Source organism: Aliirhizobium cellulosilyticum (genome assembly GCF_014198105.1).
In the GTDB taxonomy this organism is placed as follows: Bacteria; Pseudomonadota; Alphaproteobacteria; order Rhizobiales; family Rhizobiaceae; genus Neorhizobium; species Neorhizobium cellulosilyticum.
Window position 1 is genome coordinate 45355 of the sequence record NZ_JACIGW010000008.1, and the last position, 15863, is coordinate 61217.

Genomic DNA, 15863 nt, shown 5'->3' on the forward strand with positions numbered 1-15863 from the left:
ATTTGAAAAGAGATGCGCCGGTTTGGCTCGACGCATCCCCTGGAATTACCAGGCGCTCATGCCGCCATCGGCCAGAAGATCGGCACCCGTTACGTAGGATGCTTCGTCGGATGCGAGGAACAGCGCGATGGACGCAATCTCCTCGACCTTCCCGAGGCGGCCGAGCATGACGCGGCCGAGCATGTAGTCAGCCCATTCCTTGTCCCGTAGAAGCGGACGTGTCTGGTTGGATTCGATGACACCAGGGGAGATGGTGTTGGCACGGATGCCGAACTTGCCACCTTCCATGGCGAGGTGGCGTGTCATTCCGAGAATGCCGCCCTTGGCGGTGCTGTGGGCAATGCCAGGAAGCGTCTTGAGGCCCTGCCAGCCGGAGATGGATGCGGTGTTGACGATCGCGCCGCCGTTCTTCTTCAGGTGTGGCCAGGCCGCCTTCGTCAGGAGATAGACCAGGTTGATCTCCTCATTGAGCGTCTTGTGCCAGTCTTCGTCGGAGAGTTCGCCGAACCATCCGAAATACGCCATGGCGGCATTGTTATAGAGAACGTCAATGCGGCCGTAGGTCTCGATCGCCAGATCGACGAGCGCCTGGCACTGCACTGGATCGGTAAGGTTGCAAGGGTGGAGCGAAACCATGTCACCACCTGCTGCTCTTACTTCTTCTACGATCGATTCTGCACCAGCCGGGTAAACATCGCAGCCGATGACTTTCGCCCCCTCACGAGCGAACATCAAAGCCGCTGCACGGCCCATGCCTCCGCCTGTTCCTGTGATGATGCAAACTTTATCCTGGAGTCTTCCTACCACTGTTTTCTTCCTTGATCCGTTCGGCGACCAGCGGTCACGATGCCGACCAGGCAAAGCGACTTGGCGTCGCGCGTCCGCCCTGTGTCAGGCTCGGTCTCCGTCAACGATCTGCCATCTTGGCGACCCGGAATGCGCGAATGCAAAGATACCTGCGATCATCCGCCGCAGAAATGGAATAAAGATACCAGGTTCGGAAATAACTGATCCAATTATGGAGCAATCAAAGGTCGTCTTTTAGCTTCGTTTTGAGAAATTCTATGAACCGCTGCGTCTTTGCAGGAAGGAGACGCGTCTCGGTGACTGCAAAGAATGGCATCGGCGCACCACTCCAATTGGGTAGCAGTCTCTGCAGCTTACCTTGTTTGAGTTCGTCCGCGACAACCTTGTCAGGAAGGATGACGATCCCCTTATCGAGTGCAGCCAACCCGCGGATGAGAGCGACACTGTTCAGTCGAAACCGCCCATTGACCTTGGCCTCAACCGTTTCTTTGCCGTCGGTAAGTTTCCAGACATTGTCTTTCATCCAGTAAAGGCATTCGTGCTGGCCGAGTTCGTCCGGGTGCCTGGGTTCGCCCCGTAGAGCGAGGTAACCTGGAGATGCGTAGAGGAAGGGTTTGAGGCGCGCGACCGGTCGTGCGATCAGATGCGAGGTCCCGGGTTCTCCCATCTGGATGACGACATCGAACGGTTCGGCGACCGGGTCGACCGAGCGCTCGGTAAGTTCGAAGTCGAAGGTAATGCCGGGATACCGTTCAGAGAACTCGGCGATGATTGGGAGCAGGTATCCCGTCGCGAATTCAACCGGGAAGGACACGCGTAACAATCCTGTAGGCTGCTCCAGCATCTCGCCGAGTTGTTCGTGTGCGAGCTTCGCCTCGTCGACGATCCGCCTGCACCGCTCGAAGTAGATCAGCCCGGCTTCCGTCAGTTCAATCCTTCTCGTCGTGCGATGAAGCAAGCGGAGGCCGATCGTCTTCTCCAGATGAGCGACACGGCGCGATAGCGTCGAATTCGGAACACCGATAATCTCGGCCGCTCCCCGGAAGCTTCTGGCCTTTGCCACCTCAACGAACAGGGCCATGTCGTTCAACAGCTCCATGATTGCCTCGTCAATGGATCAATGAGTTCCAATATGGCCTATTACATTCGATAAGTGGAGCGGCCATTTTGAGGGAAATTGCAATATTCAGGAACTTCTCCCATGAGCGAAATCTTCACTCCCGTACGCGTCGGGCGCTACGATCTTTCCAATCGCCTTGTCATGGCACCAATGACCCGATCGCGGGCAGGTGATGACGACGGTGTCATCGCCGGGTATGTCGCCGATTACTACGCCCAGCGATCAGGGGCGGGACTGATCATCAGCGAAGGTGTCTATCCGTCGGCCAGCGGCAAAGGCTACGTCAGCACCCCCGGTATCGAGACCGACGCTCAGGTCGAGGCCTGGAAGAAGGTCACCGATGCTGTTCATGCGAAAGGATCACACATCTTCATGCAGATCATGCATTGCGGCCGCATCTCTCATCCGTCGATGCAGCCGGACAACGCGCTCCCCGTCGCCCCTTCTGCAATCAAGCCCGCAGGTCAGACCTGGACCGCCATTGGTCAGCAGGGATTCGTGACCCCACACGAACTGACTGTTCTGGAAATCCAAGGCGTTATCGCCGACTACCGTGCGACCACCCGGCGAGCACTGGAAGCAGGATTCGATGGTGTCGAGTTACATGCCGCGTCCGGATATCTTCCAGAGCAGTTTCTGTCCAATGGAAGCAACAAGCGCACAGACGAATACGGGGGCACGATCCGCAACCGCATCCGCTTCGTCCTCGAGGTACTGGCGGCCATGGTGGAAGAGGCGGGTGGAGATCGGGTCGGGATCAAGATCTCCCCCGAGATGAACTTCAACGACGTTGTCGATGACAACCCGCAAGCGCTGTATTGGGAACTTGTGGAAGAGCTGAACCAGTTCGATCTAGCCTACTTGCATCTCACGCGTCAGGGCACGCCGGAGATGAACTATCACACACTGCTTCGGCCGCGTTTCAGAGGTCCCTACCTGATGGGCGCTGGCCTGAACAAAAAGACGGCGGAGGCCGCAATAAGTGCGGGCAAGGCGGATGCTGTGGTGTTTGGTGAGTTGTTTCTGGCAAATCCCGATTTGCCAGAGCGTTTTCAGCAGGGCACGACATTCAATTCGCCTGACAGGTCGACCTACTATGGTGGTGACGAGAAGGGATACACGGACTATCCGACCCTGAAGGTAGCTGAACCCGTGTGACACTTTTGCTGGTGCTCGGTCTTCATTGCGTTGAGCGCCGGCGTCCCGATCAGAGTTGAACCGACGCAATGTAGTTCTCGACCGTCGCTCTCGCGCTTTCGCTCCGCCACAGAAGCCTCATCTCCATCTGCGGCAAGGGATCGGTCACTTCGAGATAGACGACGCCTCTAAAGTTTAGGGACTGCATGGGCGAGGGGACGAATGCGACTCCAAGTCCGGAGGACACATACGTCATCAGGCTCATGATGTGGCTCGTCCTGTAGACATGCTGGGGTGCCAGGTCCGGGAAAGAGGTCATCACTCCTGCGATGTTCGAGCGACCGTCTGGTTCGGCATAGACCGCAAGGTTTTCGCCGGAGACATCGGCCACCTTCGCATGACCGGCTTCCGCCAGTCGATGGTTGTCCGGGAGGGCAAGCAGCCACGGCCATGATCCCACCTTGCTCGAAGTCACACCCTTCGGCTCCTTCCCCGTCGTGGCCGCATATCCTACATCGATATCATCATGAAGTAGGGCATCGGAAACCTCGCTGCTCGGCATCTCCTTGAGGGTGACTTTGACGTTCGGCCATTCCGACGTGAAGCGCCTGATCGACGATGATATCAATCCCGCGATGGCCGCGTTCGCACCGTAGCCCAGCCTGAGTGTTCCGGTCTTGCCCCGGGCGAAATCCCTGACGGTATCGATCGCGGATCCGACCTGCACCAATGCCGCGTAGCTCTCCCGGAGAAATTCGCGACCTGCCTCGGTCAATTGAACGCTCCGCTTGGTACGCTCGAGCAACTCTATTCCAAACATATTCTCAAGCGACTTGATCTGGGCCGTGAGGGCAGGCTGCACGATGTTCAGCCTGGCGGCAGCCCGCCCGAAATGCAGTTCCTCGGCCACGGCGACGAAATACCTGAAGTGCCGGAGCTCGATGCCTGGATGACGAATGCCTGCTGTTTCCAATTGTAATCACTCCAGATGATTAATGGCGATCGAGAAGCTATTGGAAGTGATAACCCGAAATATGCTTACTGTCTTGGAAAAGGATAGAAGCATGCTCCAGCAGATCCCAAACAAGGGCCCGGCCGCCGTCGCCGTCCCACAGCAAGACACCGCGAACGCAAAAGCAACACGCGACTACACGAAGCTTCTGATCCCGTTGTCGGTAGTGGCGGCCGTCCTCGTGCTCGTCGGCGTGAGTTCACAGCGCTGGGACAGGTGGATGGCCGGAGCCGACACTCAGACCACGGACAACGCCTATATCCGTGCGGAACTCAGCCGTCTCAGTGCGCGGGTTTCCGGAAACGTCAGCGCCATCAACGTCGGCGACTTCGATCACGTGAAGGCTGGAGCTGTTCTGGTCGAGATCGATCCCGCCGACTATCTCGCCAAGCAGGCGCAGGCCAAGGCGGCTCTTGACGCAGCGATCGGACAGCTTGCCAATCTGGAAAACCAGAAGACCCTTCAGAAGGCCGCAATCTCCCAGGCAGAAGCACAGTCAGCAGTTGCGAAAGGCCAATGCCGATCTCGCGAAGAAAGAGGCTGACAGACAGGTAGCGCTTGCCGATAAGGGGGTTGGTACGCTGCAGAAGAATGAACAGGCACAGGCCGCCGTGCAAACCACTATAGCATCAGCGCTGGCGGCCGAGGCATCTGTTGCATCGGCACGGGCACAGCTCGAATACATCGGCGGTCAGGCCGATCAGCTTACAGCCAATGTGGAAGCCGCAAGAGCGGCACTGAAGACTGCCGATCTTTCGGTGTCCTACACCAGGATCATTGCGCCTTTCGATGGTGTGGTCAGCGAACGCCAGGTCCATGTCGGCGACTACGTCACGGCGGGGACGAACTCGATCTCGATCGTCCCGCTTCCTGATGTCTACATGATCGCCAATTTCAAGGAGACCCAGCTTTCCAGGATGAAGGAAGGTCAGGTGGCGACCGTGACAGTTGATGCACTGCCCGGCGAATCCTTCAAAGGTCACGTTACACGTCTGTCTCCAGCCTCCGGTTCGCAGTTCGCGCTGCTGCCCGCAGACAACGCCACCGGCAACTTCACCAAGGTTGTCCAGCGTGTACCTGTCAGGATCGATTTTGAGGCTTCGCCGACGCTCGAACACCTGCGATCCGGCATGTCGGCCGTAGTCACGATTTCGGTCGGCTCGGAAGGCCGTTGATGTCATGGGCGAAATTCTGAAGCTGGTCCTCCCGTTCCGGAGCACGGGGCGGGAAACTCATCACCCGATCCTTGCCGTCTGTGCCGTTCTGCTCGGTCCGTTCATGGTCGGCTTTCATAGCCGCCTGTTCGGGATCGGGCTCGTAGACCTGCGCGGTGCCTTCGGTCTAGGGTTTGACGAGGGTTCCTGGCTAAGCACGCTGGCGACGGCTCCCCAGATGGTGTTCGCGCCCGCTGTGGCATGGCTCGCGGCCGCGTTCGGGATCCGGCGCGTTATGGTCGGCCCCGCCCTGATCTACGCCACGATCTCGCTGATGATCCCATTCACGAGAGACTTTACGACACTCGCCGTTCTGCATGTCATCCACGGGTCGCTTCTGGGTGTCTTCGTTCCGGCGACCCTCATGATCATCTTCCGGAACCTTCCGATGAAGTGGTGGATCACCGCGATTGCGATCTATGCCTTTCGAGGCGCCTTCACCGTGAATTCCGGCACTGCGCTCCTCGACTTCTATGTCCAGCATTTCGGCTGGCAGTATCTGTACTGGCAGGATGTCATCCTTGCCCCGCTGCTTGCCTTCCTGGCCTACAAGGGTGCGCCGCGCGAGAACGTGAACATGGACCTCGTCCGGCATGCGGACTGGGGCGGCATGCTGTTTCTCGGCATGGGGATGGCGATGCTGTTCGTCGCGGTGGATCAGGGCAATCGGCTCGACTGGTTCGAGAACGGGATCGTGACCTCGATGTTTGCAGGCGGCCTGGTGCTGATCGTGGCCTTCTTCGTGAACGAGATGCTGGTCGAACGGCCATGGGCTCATCTGGGTGCCATAGGCGCGCGTAATGTCGTCCTCCTCCTGTCCGTCGCTCTGTTCTATCTGATGAGCAGCATGTCTAATTCGGCTCTGGTCCCGAACTATCTGACGGCAGTCGCCGGGCTTCGTCCGGAACAGATCGGTGCCACACTGGTCACCTGGGTCTGCGTTCCTCTTATGCTCATGACACCGATCGCTGTCTGGGCAATGCATCGCACCGATGGTCGCTTTCTGCTCTTCACGGGACTGTGCTGCTTCGCTGGCGCATCGCTCATCGGCACGGGCCTGTCGCCCGACTGGAACGGCGATAGCTTCCGGACGATGTGCGTGCTTCAGGGGGCGGGACACATCCTCACCTTTCTGCCCATCATCGTGCTCACGGTCGCCAATGGTGACCCCAAGAAGGCGATCGCGGTCGCCGCCTATATCCAGGTCATCAGGCTGCTGGGAACCCAGACGGCGCAGGCTTTGATGACGACCTATCTTCGTAAGGGAGAGCAGTTTCATTCCTATCTCACGGGACTGAATGTCGAGCGGGGATCGGAGTCCTCGGTCTCGGCACTGGCAGCGTTGGCCCACAAGATGGCGGGAGCGGGAGCGGCGCTGTCCCAGAGCCGTGCGACTGCGGTCTTGTCACAACAGGTGCAGAAGCAGGCGAACGTGCTCTCCTACATTGACGCGTTCTGGCTGACCTTCTTCTGCGCTGTCGGAGGCCTGGTCATTCTCGCCTTCGTCACCAAGGCGCCGAAGGGACCCTTGACCGCGTAGTACGGATTCTTCGTGCGGGAGGCACGAAAGGGAGAAAGACATGATCCAGAGAGCAGGATTGCATGGCGCGTCGCTGATGCTGGTCCGCCGCATCCTCGATGACTTCTGCGAGGAACACAGGATGGCCATATCTGACCGGACAGCGGTCGAGGCCGCGAGACTTCTTATCGGCCTTGCCGTATCCGAGCAGGAGGAGCCGATGGCGATGCGCCAGAAAGTGGAGGACTGGTTCAGTCGTTCGCAAAGGAATGCATGATCGCAGATGTGGTGTTCCAATTACGGAACACGAGAACGGCAGATTTCGAATCTTGAGCTTTATCAAGCCACCGATACATTCATATTCGAAACAACTGGACGAAATCCATGACCGACCATTCGATCACGACCATCCCCGCAGATACGCCTCTCCCGGCAGACGACCTGAGCCGTTCGCTGACTGTCGTGTTGCCGGATGATCCATCTATCCCGCACATCTCACAGGCAGGCAACGTCTACACCATCCTGGTATCAGGCGAGCAGACGGAAGGGCGCTACACCCTGATCGACATGCTTGTCCCTGATGGCGGCGGCCCGCCCCCGCACAGGCATGACTTCGAAGAGATGTTCACTCTGCTCGAAGGCGAACTGGAATTCACCTTCCGCGGTGAAACGCAGACCATTCGCGCACCAGCGAGCGTGAACATCCCCGCCAATGCCCCGCACCGTTTCGCCAACCGATCCGGAAAGACGGCGCATATGCTCTGCATGTGCACACCTGCGGGACAGGAGGAGTTCTTCCTTTCGATCGCGGAGCGCATTCCTGATCGTCAGTCTCCGGCCCCCAAGCCCGACGCTGCCACGCAGGCCGAAAAGAAGCAGCTCGCGGAGACCCTGGCCCCCAAGTATCGCACCGAGTTTCTCACGACCAAATAATCGCTCGGCAGGTCCGCGGCGGGCCTGCCGATCCACCTATCCATCGCCGAAGGATTGAACTCGACCGAAAGGTCGAGGGCTTCCACACGCGTATCAAAGAGAGTGATATCCATGACCAAGACAAGACCACTGGACGGCTTCGGTTCTGTGACCGGGGTGCCGAAACTCCCCAAGGGCTTCCGCGACGTGTTCAGTAGCCATCGTGTCGATGCCAACGGCATTGGCCTCCATGCAGTTATCGGCGGGCAGGGGCCTGCCCTGTTGCTGCTCGGTGGGTGGCCGCAGAACTGGTTTGCCTGGCGCTACCTCATGCTTCCGCTCAGCCAGCATTTCACGGTCATCGCCGTCGATCCCCGCGGTGTCGGTCTGTCCGAAAAGCCGTCCGACGGCTACGATGCCGACACCTTGTCCGCCGACATGTTCGCACTCATGGACGCGCTCGGTCACGAGAAGTTTTCGATGGTCGGCCATGACGTCGGTCTGTGGATCGGATACGTGATGGCGGCCGACCGCCCGGATCGCATCGAGCGCATCGCTCTCGGCGAAGCCATCGTCCCCGGTCTGTCGCCGTCGCCTCCGCTGCTCAGTGACGACCGCTGGGTCAGCGATTTCCTGTGGCACTTCAACTTCAACCGCGCGCTCGGTGTCAACGAACGCCTCGTCGAAGGTCGCGAGGACCTTTATTTCGGCTACCAGTTCGACACCAAGTCGGGTTCTGCGGAGAAGTATCCTGCCTACGGCAAGGAGTTCTATATCGAGACCCTCCGCCGGGTTCCGGGCGCTCTCAAGGCCAGCTTCGACTACTACCGGGCTATCGATCAGTCGATCCCGCAGTATCGTCGCCGCAAGGAAACGATGATCGATATCCCGGTTCTCGCATTCTCTGGTGCTCTTGCATGCGGTCCGATGGTCGAGAACGAGTTGCGTACAGTCGCAAGAAACGTGGAGTCCGTTATCATCCCGGACTGCGGTCACTACCCAGCCGAGGAGCAGCCCGAGGCTCTTCTGGATGCACTGCTGAAATTCCTGCGGCCCGCCAACAACTGATCTGAGCCGCTGCTCCACGAACTCGATCGAACACACAAGAGGAAAATTCCGTGACTTCCAAACCAAAGATTGCCATCATCATCGGCTCTACCAGACCCACGAGACTTGCCGACAAGCCCGCTCAATGGATGCTCAAGCAGGCGCAGGCGAGGGGCGATATCGACGTGGAGATCGTTGATCTTCGCGACCATGAACTTCCGTTTTTCAACGAAATGGCATCGAATCTCTGGATGCCGAGCCAGAACTCGGAGGCAATCCGCTGGCAGGAAACCATTGGTCGCTTCGACGGCTACATCTTCGTCGTTGCCGAATACAATCATTCCATCACGGGCGCGCTGAAGAACGCCCTCGACCAAGCATACAAGGAATGGAACCGAAAGCCTTTCACTGCTATCGGCTACGGCGGGGTTGGCGCAGCGCGTGCCGTCGAACACCTGCGTGCGATTGGGACCGAACTGCAGATGGTATCCACCCGGTCTGCGGTCCATATCGGCGGCGGAGATTTCATGGCGATTATGCCGCGAGGTGGCGACAAGGCCGTCGAAGATATTGAGGCTAATCTGCTTCACTCGGCGAAAGCGGCACTTGACGAATTGATCTGGTGGGCGAAAGCCACAATGGCAGCCAAGAGCGTTGAGCTGTAGTATTCAATAAGCCGCTGGAGCGCAGGGGTGCGGGACATATGCCGTTCCGCATCCTTGATGCAAAATCAGAGGTCTGTGGAGGTCTGTTTTTTCCAGATCCGACCTCGCTCATTTTCCAGATAATTACCGAGGTCCATAACGGGGCTTAAGGCGGAAAATGCTCTATTTTTCAGTATTTCAGAAGTTTAGACAAATTAAATCGCGGGTCTATGGTTCGTGTCCGTTCAAGGCAAAAGTAGGTTTGGCGAACAGCGGCTCGGCGCGAGATGCCGTCCCACGCGATTGCAGCTTTGCGCCTTCATTTCTGCCGTCACGTAAAGTTCGAGCGTATCCTCCAAGCAGACGTAGATTAGGCACTCGAAACCGCCCTCTCACATGCGCTTACTCGACCTGAGCGTCGATCCAATCGCGCGTCTGCTCAAGAACCTCATCAGACAATTCGGGGTCATCGACCGCTCTCGCGAGGATGACGGCTCCGATCATTGCCGCCCAGCTTCCGATCGCTGCCCGGCGCTTGTCGACCGCGCCATCGTCCGGAAGCGCTTGCTCGATACGAGCAATCTGTGTCCGTAGACCTTCGGTCATTGCGCCTTTCGCCGCGGGCGTCTGGTGACGAATGGCAGCGGCCAAGCCCGCCGTCGGGCATCCATTGCCGGGATTATCCCGATGGCGAGGCGCCAGATAAGACCGGACGAAATCGCTGAACTCGCCATTGCCGAAGCTGTCTGCTGCAAGCGCGTGCGCCAGACTCTGCGCAACCAGGTCGTCCTTCGATGTGAAGTGTCCATAGAAGCCGCCATGGGTCAGGCCGGCTGCCTTCATGACCTCCGCAACGCTCACCGCATCGAACCCTTTGTCCTTAAACGACCGGCTGGCGACGTCCAGGATCCGGCGACGGTTCTCTGCCATCTGTTCTCGGCTGACCTTCATTTTCAATATTCTCCGCAACACCCGTTGACATTTACATGATAGCCATCATATTTAATTACAATCATGATGATCATCATGAATATAGGATCAATGACAGAAAAGAGCAATCCGATGAGCCAAGTTTCCGCAGTCCTCATTACCGGCGCCTCCACGGGCATCGGCGCCACCTATGCTCAACGGTTCGCGCGCCGCGGCCATGATCTCGTACTGGTCGCCCGAGACGCGGTGCGCATGGAAGCGCTTGCGGGCCGCCTGCGCCAGGAAACGGGAGTCACGATCGATTTCCTCCAGGCCGATCTCACTCAGCCGACTGATCTTGCCAAGGTCGAGACGAGGCTTCGCGACGATGCGCGCATCGGCATCCTCGTCAACAATGCCGGAACGGCGATCGGCGGAAGCTTCGTCGACCAGAGCGTCGATGACATGACGAAGCTCGTTGCGCTCAATGCTACCGCGCTCGTCCGACTGTCCAGCGCTGTTGCTCCCCGACTTGCCAAGGCAGGCGAGGGCGCGATCATCAATATCGGTTCGGTCGTCGGTCTGGCGCCCGAGTTCGGCATGACCGTCTACGGTGCGACGAAGGCTTTCGTGCTCTTCCTGTCGCAGGGGCTGGCGCACGAGCTCGGACCTAAGGGCGTGTACATTCAGGCCGTACTTCCCGCCACGACTCGCACTGAGATCTGGGATCACGTCGGCGCAGACGTGAACGCCATGAGCAATGTCATGGAAGTGGGCGATCTGGTGGATGCCGCCCTCGTCGGCTTCGACAATCGCGAGCCGATCACCATCCCGCCGCTGCACGACGGCGGACAGTGGGACGCATTCGATGGAGCCCGCAAAGCGATGCTCGGAAACCTTGTCAACGCGCTTCCCGCCGAACGCTATCGCACTCCCGCCTGAGCATCCCCAGTCAGCAAGCCCCCACTGCAGAAGAAACATCACAGGTACATCATGACCAGCAGCCCTCTTTTCGAACCCGCCGCCCTCGGCAACATCCCCCTTTCAAACCGGGTCGTCATGGCGCCGCTCACACGCAACCGTGCAGGCGCGGGCTTCGTCCCCGGTGCCCTGACCGCCGAGTATTATGCCCAGCGCGCCTCGGCTGGACTGATCATTTCCGAAGCGACCCAGATTTCTCAGCAGGGGCAGGGCTATCAGGACACGCCCGGGATCTACACACAGCCGCAGATCGATGGCTGGAAAAAGGTTACGACTGCCGTTCACGAAAGGGGCGGCCGCATCGTTCTGCAGCTCTGGCATGTCGGCCGCATCAGCCATGTCGATCTGCAGCCCAATGGCGATCAGCCGGTTGCGCCCTCGGCCATTCGTGCGGCGACCAAAACCTTCGTCAACAATGCCTTCGTTGATGTGTCCGAGCCCCGTGCCCTGGAAATCGATGAGCTCGCCGGCATCGTCAACGACTTCCGCAAGGCTGCATCCAATGCCATCGAGGCGGGGTTTGACGGGGTCGAAGTGCACGGGGCCAACGGCTACCTGCTCGAGCAGTTCGCCAAAGACGGCGCCAATGTGCGCACCGACGCCTATGGAGGCTCCGTCGAGAACCGCGCGCGTCTGATGTTGGACGTCACTGCGGCGGTGGCGGAGGAGATTGGTGCTGAGCGTACCGGGATCCGGATTTCGCCGGTCTCGCCCGCCAACGGCATTTCCTGCAGTGATCCCCAAGCGCAGTACGACTATATCGTCAATCAGCTTGATGCACTCGGCATCGCCTATATCCACGTCGTCGAAGGTGCTACCGGCGGCCCGCGCGATGTCGCTCCCTTCGACTACGGATCGCTGCGCCGCCGCTTCAGCAAAACCTACATCGCCAACAACGGCTTTGATCTGGAACTAGCGACGTCGCATCTGGCTGACGGCAGGGCGGACCTGATCGCCTTCGGACGCCCGTTCATTGCCAATCCAGATCTGGTGGAAAGGCTGCAGAGCGGCGCACCCTTGGCCGAGATGAACCCGGCGACCCTCTATGGCGGAAGCGCTGCGGGTTATACCGACTATCCGCGCTTTACCGAGACTTCCGGTCGTTGAGCGATATTTGGGGCCGTATCTCGGCGCGGCCCCTCTCAAACCGATCATAATCAATCCCTGAAAATTCCCAAGGCAGCGCGGACGGATGTCGTGTGCCAGATCGACAAGAAAGCCCATGGCGACCTTTGCATCAAAAGGACAGAAGACAGCATTCGTGACCGGTGCTTCCAGTGGTATCGGGAAGGCGGCGGCATTGGCGTTCAGCCGAGCGGGCTACCGGGTGGTTGGCACAAGCCGCAAGGCCGTACCCGACGAGATCCGCGACGGCATCCGCATGATCGCGTGCGACGTGACCTCAGACGCTTCCGTTGCCGGCGCCGTGGCGCTGGCCGATGCAGAACTCGGCCGTATCGACCTGCTGGTCAACAACGCCGGCTATGCCGTATCCGGTGCCGCGGAGGAAAGTTCCATCGAGCAGGTCCGTGCACTGTTCAACACCAACTTTTTAGGTGTCGTGCGGGTGACGAACGCGGTTCTCCCGATCATGCGTCAGCAGCGCGATGGGCGAATCTTGAACATCGGCTCGGTTGTCGGACTGATCCCAGGTCCCTTCGGTGCCTATTACACAGCAAGCAAACACGCAATCGAGGGCTATTCTGAATCCCTGGACCATGAGGTGCGGTCGTTCGGCATTCGGGTCGCCGTCATCGAGCCATGGGCGACCAAGACGTCGATCGAAGCCAACTCACCACAGGGCGATCTTCCCGTTGCTGCCTGTCGCGAAACATTCGCCCGCTACCAGGGCGCATTCAATGCGGCGATGGCGGAAGGCGACACGGCGGACGACGTCGCGGCGACGATCCTTGCCGCAGGACAGGCCCGGAAGCTGCAACTTCGCTACCCCTCGGGCAAGGCTGCCCGACAGACCGCGTTTGCACGGCGGTTCCTACCACGGGCGCTGTTCGATCGCATCCTGCGCAAGCAGTTCAATATCGCCTAAGATTGCAATGTCATTCCCGAAAGCTCCGGCTTTCCTGCCCGCCTGACCTGATCGTCATTTCACACCGGAGAAAGCCTGTGAAAGCCTTCGTCGTCGACAAATACAAGAAGAAGGGTGCGCTGCGCCTGGCCAACATGCCCGATCCCAGCATCGATGCCAATGATGTGCTCGTTCGCATCGGGGCCACCGCAATCAATCTTCTCGATTCCAAGGTGCGTGACGGCGAATTCAAGCTGTTCCTGCCGTATCGCCCGCCATTCATTCTCGGTCACGATCTGGCTGGAACGGTTCTCCGGGTCGGCGCCAATGTCCGACACTTCAAGGCGGGCGATGAGGTCTATGGCCGCCCGCGTGATCACAGGGCTGGCACCTTTGCAGAGATGATTGCGGTCGATGCCGCAGACCTCGCGCTGAAGCCGACAAGCCTCGCCATGGAGCAGGCGGCCTCGGTTCCGCTGGTCGGATTGACCGCCTGGCAGGCATTGGTCGAGATGGGCAACGTCAAGTCGGGCCAGAAGGTGTTCATTCAGGCCGGTTCCGGCGGCGTCGGTACCTTCGCCATCCAGCTCGCCAAACATCTGGGCGCCACCGTGGCGACCACGACCAGTGCCGCGAACACCGACTTGGTCAAAAGCCTAGGTGCCGATGTGGTGATCGACTACAAGACGCAGGATTTCGAACAGGTCCTGTCAGGATACGATCTGGTACTGAACAGCCAGGATGCCAAGACGCTGGCAAAGTCGGTGACTGTGCTGAAGCCCGGCGGAAAACTCATCTCGATCTCCGGTCCACCGGATGTTCCCTTTGCCAAATCGCTGAAGCTGACCTTGTACCTGCGCTTCGTCATGAGAATGCTCAGCCGGGGTATTCTGAAGAAGGCAAAGAGCCGGGGCGTCGACTATTCCTTCCTGTTCATGCGCGCCGAAGGGCAGCAACTGAGGGAGATCGCCAAGCTGATCGACGCTGGCGCCATCCGTCCGATCGTGGACAAAGTGTATCCCTTTGCGCAGACGCCAGAAGCCTTGGCTTATGTCGAGACCGGGCGGGCCAAGGGCAAGGTTGTTGTTGCCGTTTCGCAATGACCGTCTCGCCAGCAGTAGTTCAATTCCACTAAAGCATGATGTCCGCTTCCATGACTCTTGCGAGATGAGCGGACATTCTCCTTCCGGCCCCCATACGGACATTCGAGAAGAAGTGGTTGGCCGGGTTGGAAAAATTATGGCGAATGTAGCAATGAATGACGGGGTCGGCAGTTCGATTTCTTTCAAGAGCTTAAGCCGCATCCGATCTTGGTTCGATCGTTTGAGTTCAATCAGGCGGATTGAAGGTGCCTAGCAACGTATGCCCTTCTGGTCGACGAAAGGCCTTTGGTAGTTCTCGCCTCTATGAGACTCCGATCCTGAGATGCAATATTGTTCGATGATCCAAGCTCTCCAGCAGGCGTTTCAGCTTCTGCTAGACCACCATTGACTCATCATCCGAGGTTGATCTGGTGCAACCTGAGATTCCTTCCCATCAAGATCGAAGGCCTTCGCAAGGCGCAATCTCCGCGGCGTCTCTGTCGATGGTGGAAAGGCAGCAGCTGATCACACGGGGCTCGAGATTCTAAAGGCTGGACCGTATACCCTTGTATTACTGCTTTGTCCGCTATCGTGCAGTAAATGTAGACTTGCTTAAGTTACTACACTATAGTTTAGCGACCGCCGCCTTGTTAGGCCGAGGCGCCGCCTATCGAGAGCGAGCTCAGTATACGCCTTAAGAGCCAAGGCCTTTCAATCATAGTTATCGAACAGACAGAGACCGGAACAACTGCAACAAGGCACGCCTCAACATGGGCTTGATCATTCGCGTGAATTTCTTTGCTCGGTGGTCCAGGCCGGTTTACGTCGGCCTTGGCGATCACCTGGACACTACCATCACAGGCCCGGCTGATGCGATTAGATACATGGAGAGCAAGTTTCAAAGCCAGCGAGGAACAAACTATTTTCGGGCTCATGCACTATGCCATCACGCCTTGCTCGGAGAAGTTTGTCCAGACGTGGCTCGACAGCCTTTTCTTGATGCTTGGGTGGATCAAAATTTTCATCTGGCTTCTGAGTGAGGGGTTGAAGAATGAAATGTCGTCGATGTCGCGACACAAAATTCGTGTGCTCCACTTATCTCTATAGACCGGGATCGGGCTGGTTTAGTTGTGATTGCGGCGCTGACGCGATCACCTGTCCTCACTGCGCTGCAAGCACATGGCATGGCCCTGCGACGCATGTTCTAATGGTCCTTGTCGACCCGTTTATTGCTTTGAAAGCAAGGGCCACCCGATCGCTTTATGTCGGTTATCGGATACGCCTGGCATTCACTCGCGGAACGTAAGCCAAGATGCGGTCACATCCGAAACTGGACGGTGGGTAACCCAGTCATATCGAATATCTAGCGCATCGCTGCAACTAACCGTGTGCTCCGCTTGTCCGCTATCGTGCACACAGGCATGGTCGGATTGTCGCCGCCGCCGCCGGGTCT

17 protein-coding genes are annotated in these 15863 nt (G+C 58.5%); 13 read left to right on the forward strand and 4 right to left on the reverse strand.

Going from position 1 to position 15863, the window contains the following annotated elements:
* Positions 1 to 45: 45 nt before the first annotated feature.
* Complete coding sequence (locus GGE33_RS23500; RefSeq protein WP_183828735.1) at positions 46 to 807, reverse strand: SDR family oxidoreductase; 762 nt, start codon at positions 805 to 807, stop codon at positions 46 to 48.
* A 220-nt stretch (positions 808 to 1027) separates the two neighbouring features.
* On the reverse strand, positions 1028 to 1906 hold the full coding sequence (locus tag GGE33_RS23505) for a LysR family transcriptional regulator (RefSeq protein ID WP_183828737.1): 879 nt from the start codon (positions 1904 to 1906) through the stop codon (positions 1028 to 1030).
* Positions 1907 to 2008: 102 nt separating this feature from the next.
* On the opposite strand from GGE33_RS23505, the gene GGE33_RS23510 reads away from it, so the two are divergent.
* Positions 2009 to 3085: an alkene reductase gene (locus GGE33_RS23510; RefSeq protein WP_183828740.1), complete on the forward strand. Its 1077-nt coding sequence runs from the start codon at positions 2009 to 2011 to the stop codon at positions 3083 to 3085.
* A gap of 49 nt (positions 3086 to 3134) precedes the next feature.
* On the opposite strand, the gene GGE33_RS23515 is transcribed toward GGE33_RS23510, so the two are convergent.
* The gene (locus GGE33_RS23515; protein WP_183828743.1) at positions 3135 to 4037 is read right to left on the reverse strand and encodes a LysR family transcriptional regulator; all 903 of its coding nucleotides are present in this window, start codon (positions 4035 to 4037) and stop codon (positions 3135 to 3137) included.
* Positions 4038 to 4059: 22 nt separating this feature from the next.
* Between GGE33_RS23515 and GGE33_RS27585 the strand changes: the two genes are divergently transcribed.
* The 7 genes from GGE33_RS27585 (at position 4060) to GGE33_RS23545 (ending at position 9433) form a co-directional block, all read left to right on the forward strand.
* On the forward strand, positions 4060 to 4620 hold the full coding sequence (locus GGE33_RS27585) for an HlyD family secretion protein (protein WP_246436431.1): 561 nt from the start codon (positions 4060 to 4062) through the stop codon (positions 4618 to 4620).
* Complete coding sequence (locus GGE33_RS27590) at positions 4580 to 5251, forward strand: HlyD family secretion protein (RefSeq protein WP_246436432.1); 672 nt, start codon at positions 4580 to 4582, stop codon at positions 5249 to 5251. Before GGE33_RS27585 ends, GGE33_RS27590 begins: the two co-directional genes overlap by 41 nt.
* Before the next feature lie 4 nt (positions 5252 to 5255).
* Positions 5256 to 6830, forward strand: coding sequence for an MFS transporter (locus tag GGE33_RS23525; RefSeq protein WP_183828746.1), 1575 nt, complete (start codon positions 5256 to 5258; stop codon positions 6828 to 6830).
* A gap of 40 nt (positions 6831 to 6870) precedes the next feature.
* Positions 6871 to 7086, forward strand: coding sequence for a hypothetical protein (locus tag GGE33_RS23530; protein WP_183828749.1), 216 nt, complete (start codon positions 6871 to 6873; stop codon positions 7084 to 7086).
* A gap of 107 nt (positions 7087 to 7193) precedes the next feature.
* A complete protein-coding gene (locus GGE33_RS23535; protein WP_183828751.1) occupies positions 7194 to 7742 on the forward strand; it encodes a cupin domain-containing protein in 549 nt (182 codons plus the stop codon).
* A gap of 111 nt (positions 7743 to 7853) precedes the next feature.
* A complete protein-coding gene (locus GGE33_RS23540; RefSeq protein WP_183828755.1) occupies positions 7854 to 8789 on the forward strand; it encodes an alpha/beta fold hydrolase in 936 nt (311 codons plus the stop codon).
* 50 nt (positions 8790 to 8839) lie between these two features.
* Complete coding sequence (locus GGE33_RS23545) at positions 8840 to 9433, forward strand: NAD(P)H-dependent oxidoreductase (RefSeq protein WP_183828757.1); 594 nt, start codon at positions 8840 to 8842, stop codon at positions 9431 to 9433.
* A 381-nt stretch (positions 9434 to 9814) separates the two neighbouring features.
* Here the strand turns inward: GGE33_RS23545 and GGE33_RS23550 are convergent, their stop codons facing one another.
* Positions 9815 to 10363, reverse strand: coding sequence for a TetR/AcrR family transcriptional regulator (locus tag GGE33_RS23550; RefSeq protein WP_183828760.1), 549 nt, complete (start codon positions 10361 to 10363; stop codon positions 9815 to 9817).
* Positions 10364 to 10474: 111 nt separating this feature from the next.
* Between GGE33_RS23550 and GGE33_RS23555 the strand changes: the two genes are divergently transcribed.
* From GGE33_RS23555 to GGE33_RS28035, 5 genes are all read left to right on the forward strand, one after another.
* Entirely contained in the window at positions 10475 to 11263 is a 789-nt protein-coding gene (locus GGE33_RS23555) for an SDR family NAD(P)-dependent oxidoreductase (RefSeq protein WP_183828763.1), read from the forward strand.
* Between the two features lie 51 nt (positions 11264 to 11314).
* Positions 11315 to 12409 carry an alkene reductase gene (locus tag GGE33_RS23560; protein WP_183828766.1) on the forward strand — a complete coding sequence of 365 codons (1095 nt, stop codon included), beginning with the start codon at positions 11315 to 11317 and terminating at the stop codon, positions 12407 to 12409.
* Between the two features lie 115 nt (positions 12410 to 12524).
* A complete protein-coding gene (locus GGE33_RS23565) occupies positions 12525 to 13349 on the forward strand; it encodes an oxidoreductase (RefSeq protein ID WP_183828770.1) in 825 nt (274 codons plus the stop codon).
* Between the two features lie 77 nt (positions 13350 to 13426).
* Positions 13427 to 14431 carry a zinc-binding dehydrogenase gene (locus tag GGE33_RS23570; RefSeq protein ID WP_183828774.1) on the forward strand — a complete coding sequence of 335 codons (1005 nt, stop codon included), beginning with the start codon at positions 13427 to 13429 and terminating at the stop codon, positions 14429 to 14431.
* 749 nt (positions 14432 to 15180) lie between these two features.
* Positions 15181 to 15450, forward strand: coding sequence for a DUF982 domain-containing protein (locus GGE33_RS28035; RefSeq protein ID WP_183828777.1), 270 nt, complete (start codon positions 15181 to 15183; stop codon positions 15448 to 15450).
* Positions 15451 to 15863 lie beyond the last annotated feature (413 nt).

Coding starts and splice junctions, on each gene's coding strand:
- GGE33_RS23565 (WP_183828770.1), top strand. CDS start 12,525: ATGGCGACCTTTGCATCAAAAGGACAGAAGACAGCATTCGTGACCGGT.
- GGE33_RS23540 (WP_183828755.1), top strand. CDS start 7,854: ATGACCAAGACAAGACCACTGGACGGCTTCGGTTCTGTGACCGGGGTG.
- GGE33_RS27585 (WP_246436431.1), top strand. CDS start 4,060: ATGGCGATCGAGAAGCTATTGGAAGTGATAACCCGAAATATGCTTACT.
- GGE33_RS23510 (WP_183828740.1), top strand. CDS start 2,009: ATGAGCGAAATCTTCACTCCCGTACGCGTCGGGCGCTACGATCTTTCC.
- GGE33_RS23525 (WP_183828746.1), top strand. CDS start 5,256: ATGGGCGAAATTCTGAAGCTGGTCCTCCCGTTCCGGAGCACGGGGCGG.
- GGE33_RS23505 (WP_183828737.1), bottom strand. CDS start 1,906: ATGGAGCTGTTGAACGACATGGCCCTGTTCGTTGAGGTGGCAAAGGCC.
- GGE33_RS23555 (WP_183828763.1), top strand. CDS start 10,475: ATGAGCCAAGTTTCCGCAGTCCTCATTACCGGCGCCTCCACGGGCATC.
- GGE33_RS23550 (WP_183828760.1), bottom strand. CDS start 10,363: ATGAAGGTCAGCCGAGAACAGATGGCAGAGAACCGTCGCCGGATCCTG.
- GGE33_RS23535 (WP_183828751.1), top strand. CDS start 7,194: ATGACCGACCATTCGATCACGACCATCCCCGCAGATACGCCTCTCCCG.
- GGE33_RS23530 (WP_183828749.1), top strand. CDS start 6,871: ATGATCCAGAGAGCAGGATTGCATGGCGCGTCGCTGATGCTGGTCCGC.
- GGE33_RS28035 (WP_183828777.1), top strand. CDS start 15,181: ATGGGCTTGATCATTCGCGTGAATTTCTTTGCTCGGTGGTCCAGGCCG.
- GGE33_RS23560 (WP_183828766.1), top strand. CDS start 11,315: ATGACCAGCAGCCCTCTTTTCGAACCCGCCGCCCTCGGCAACATCCCC.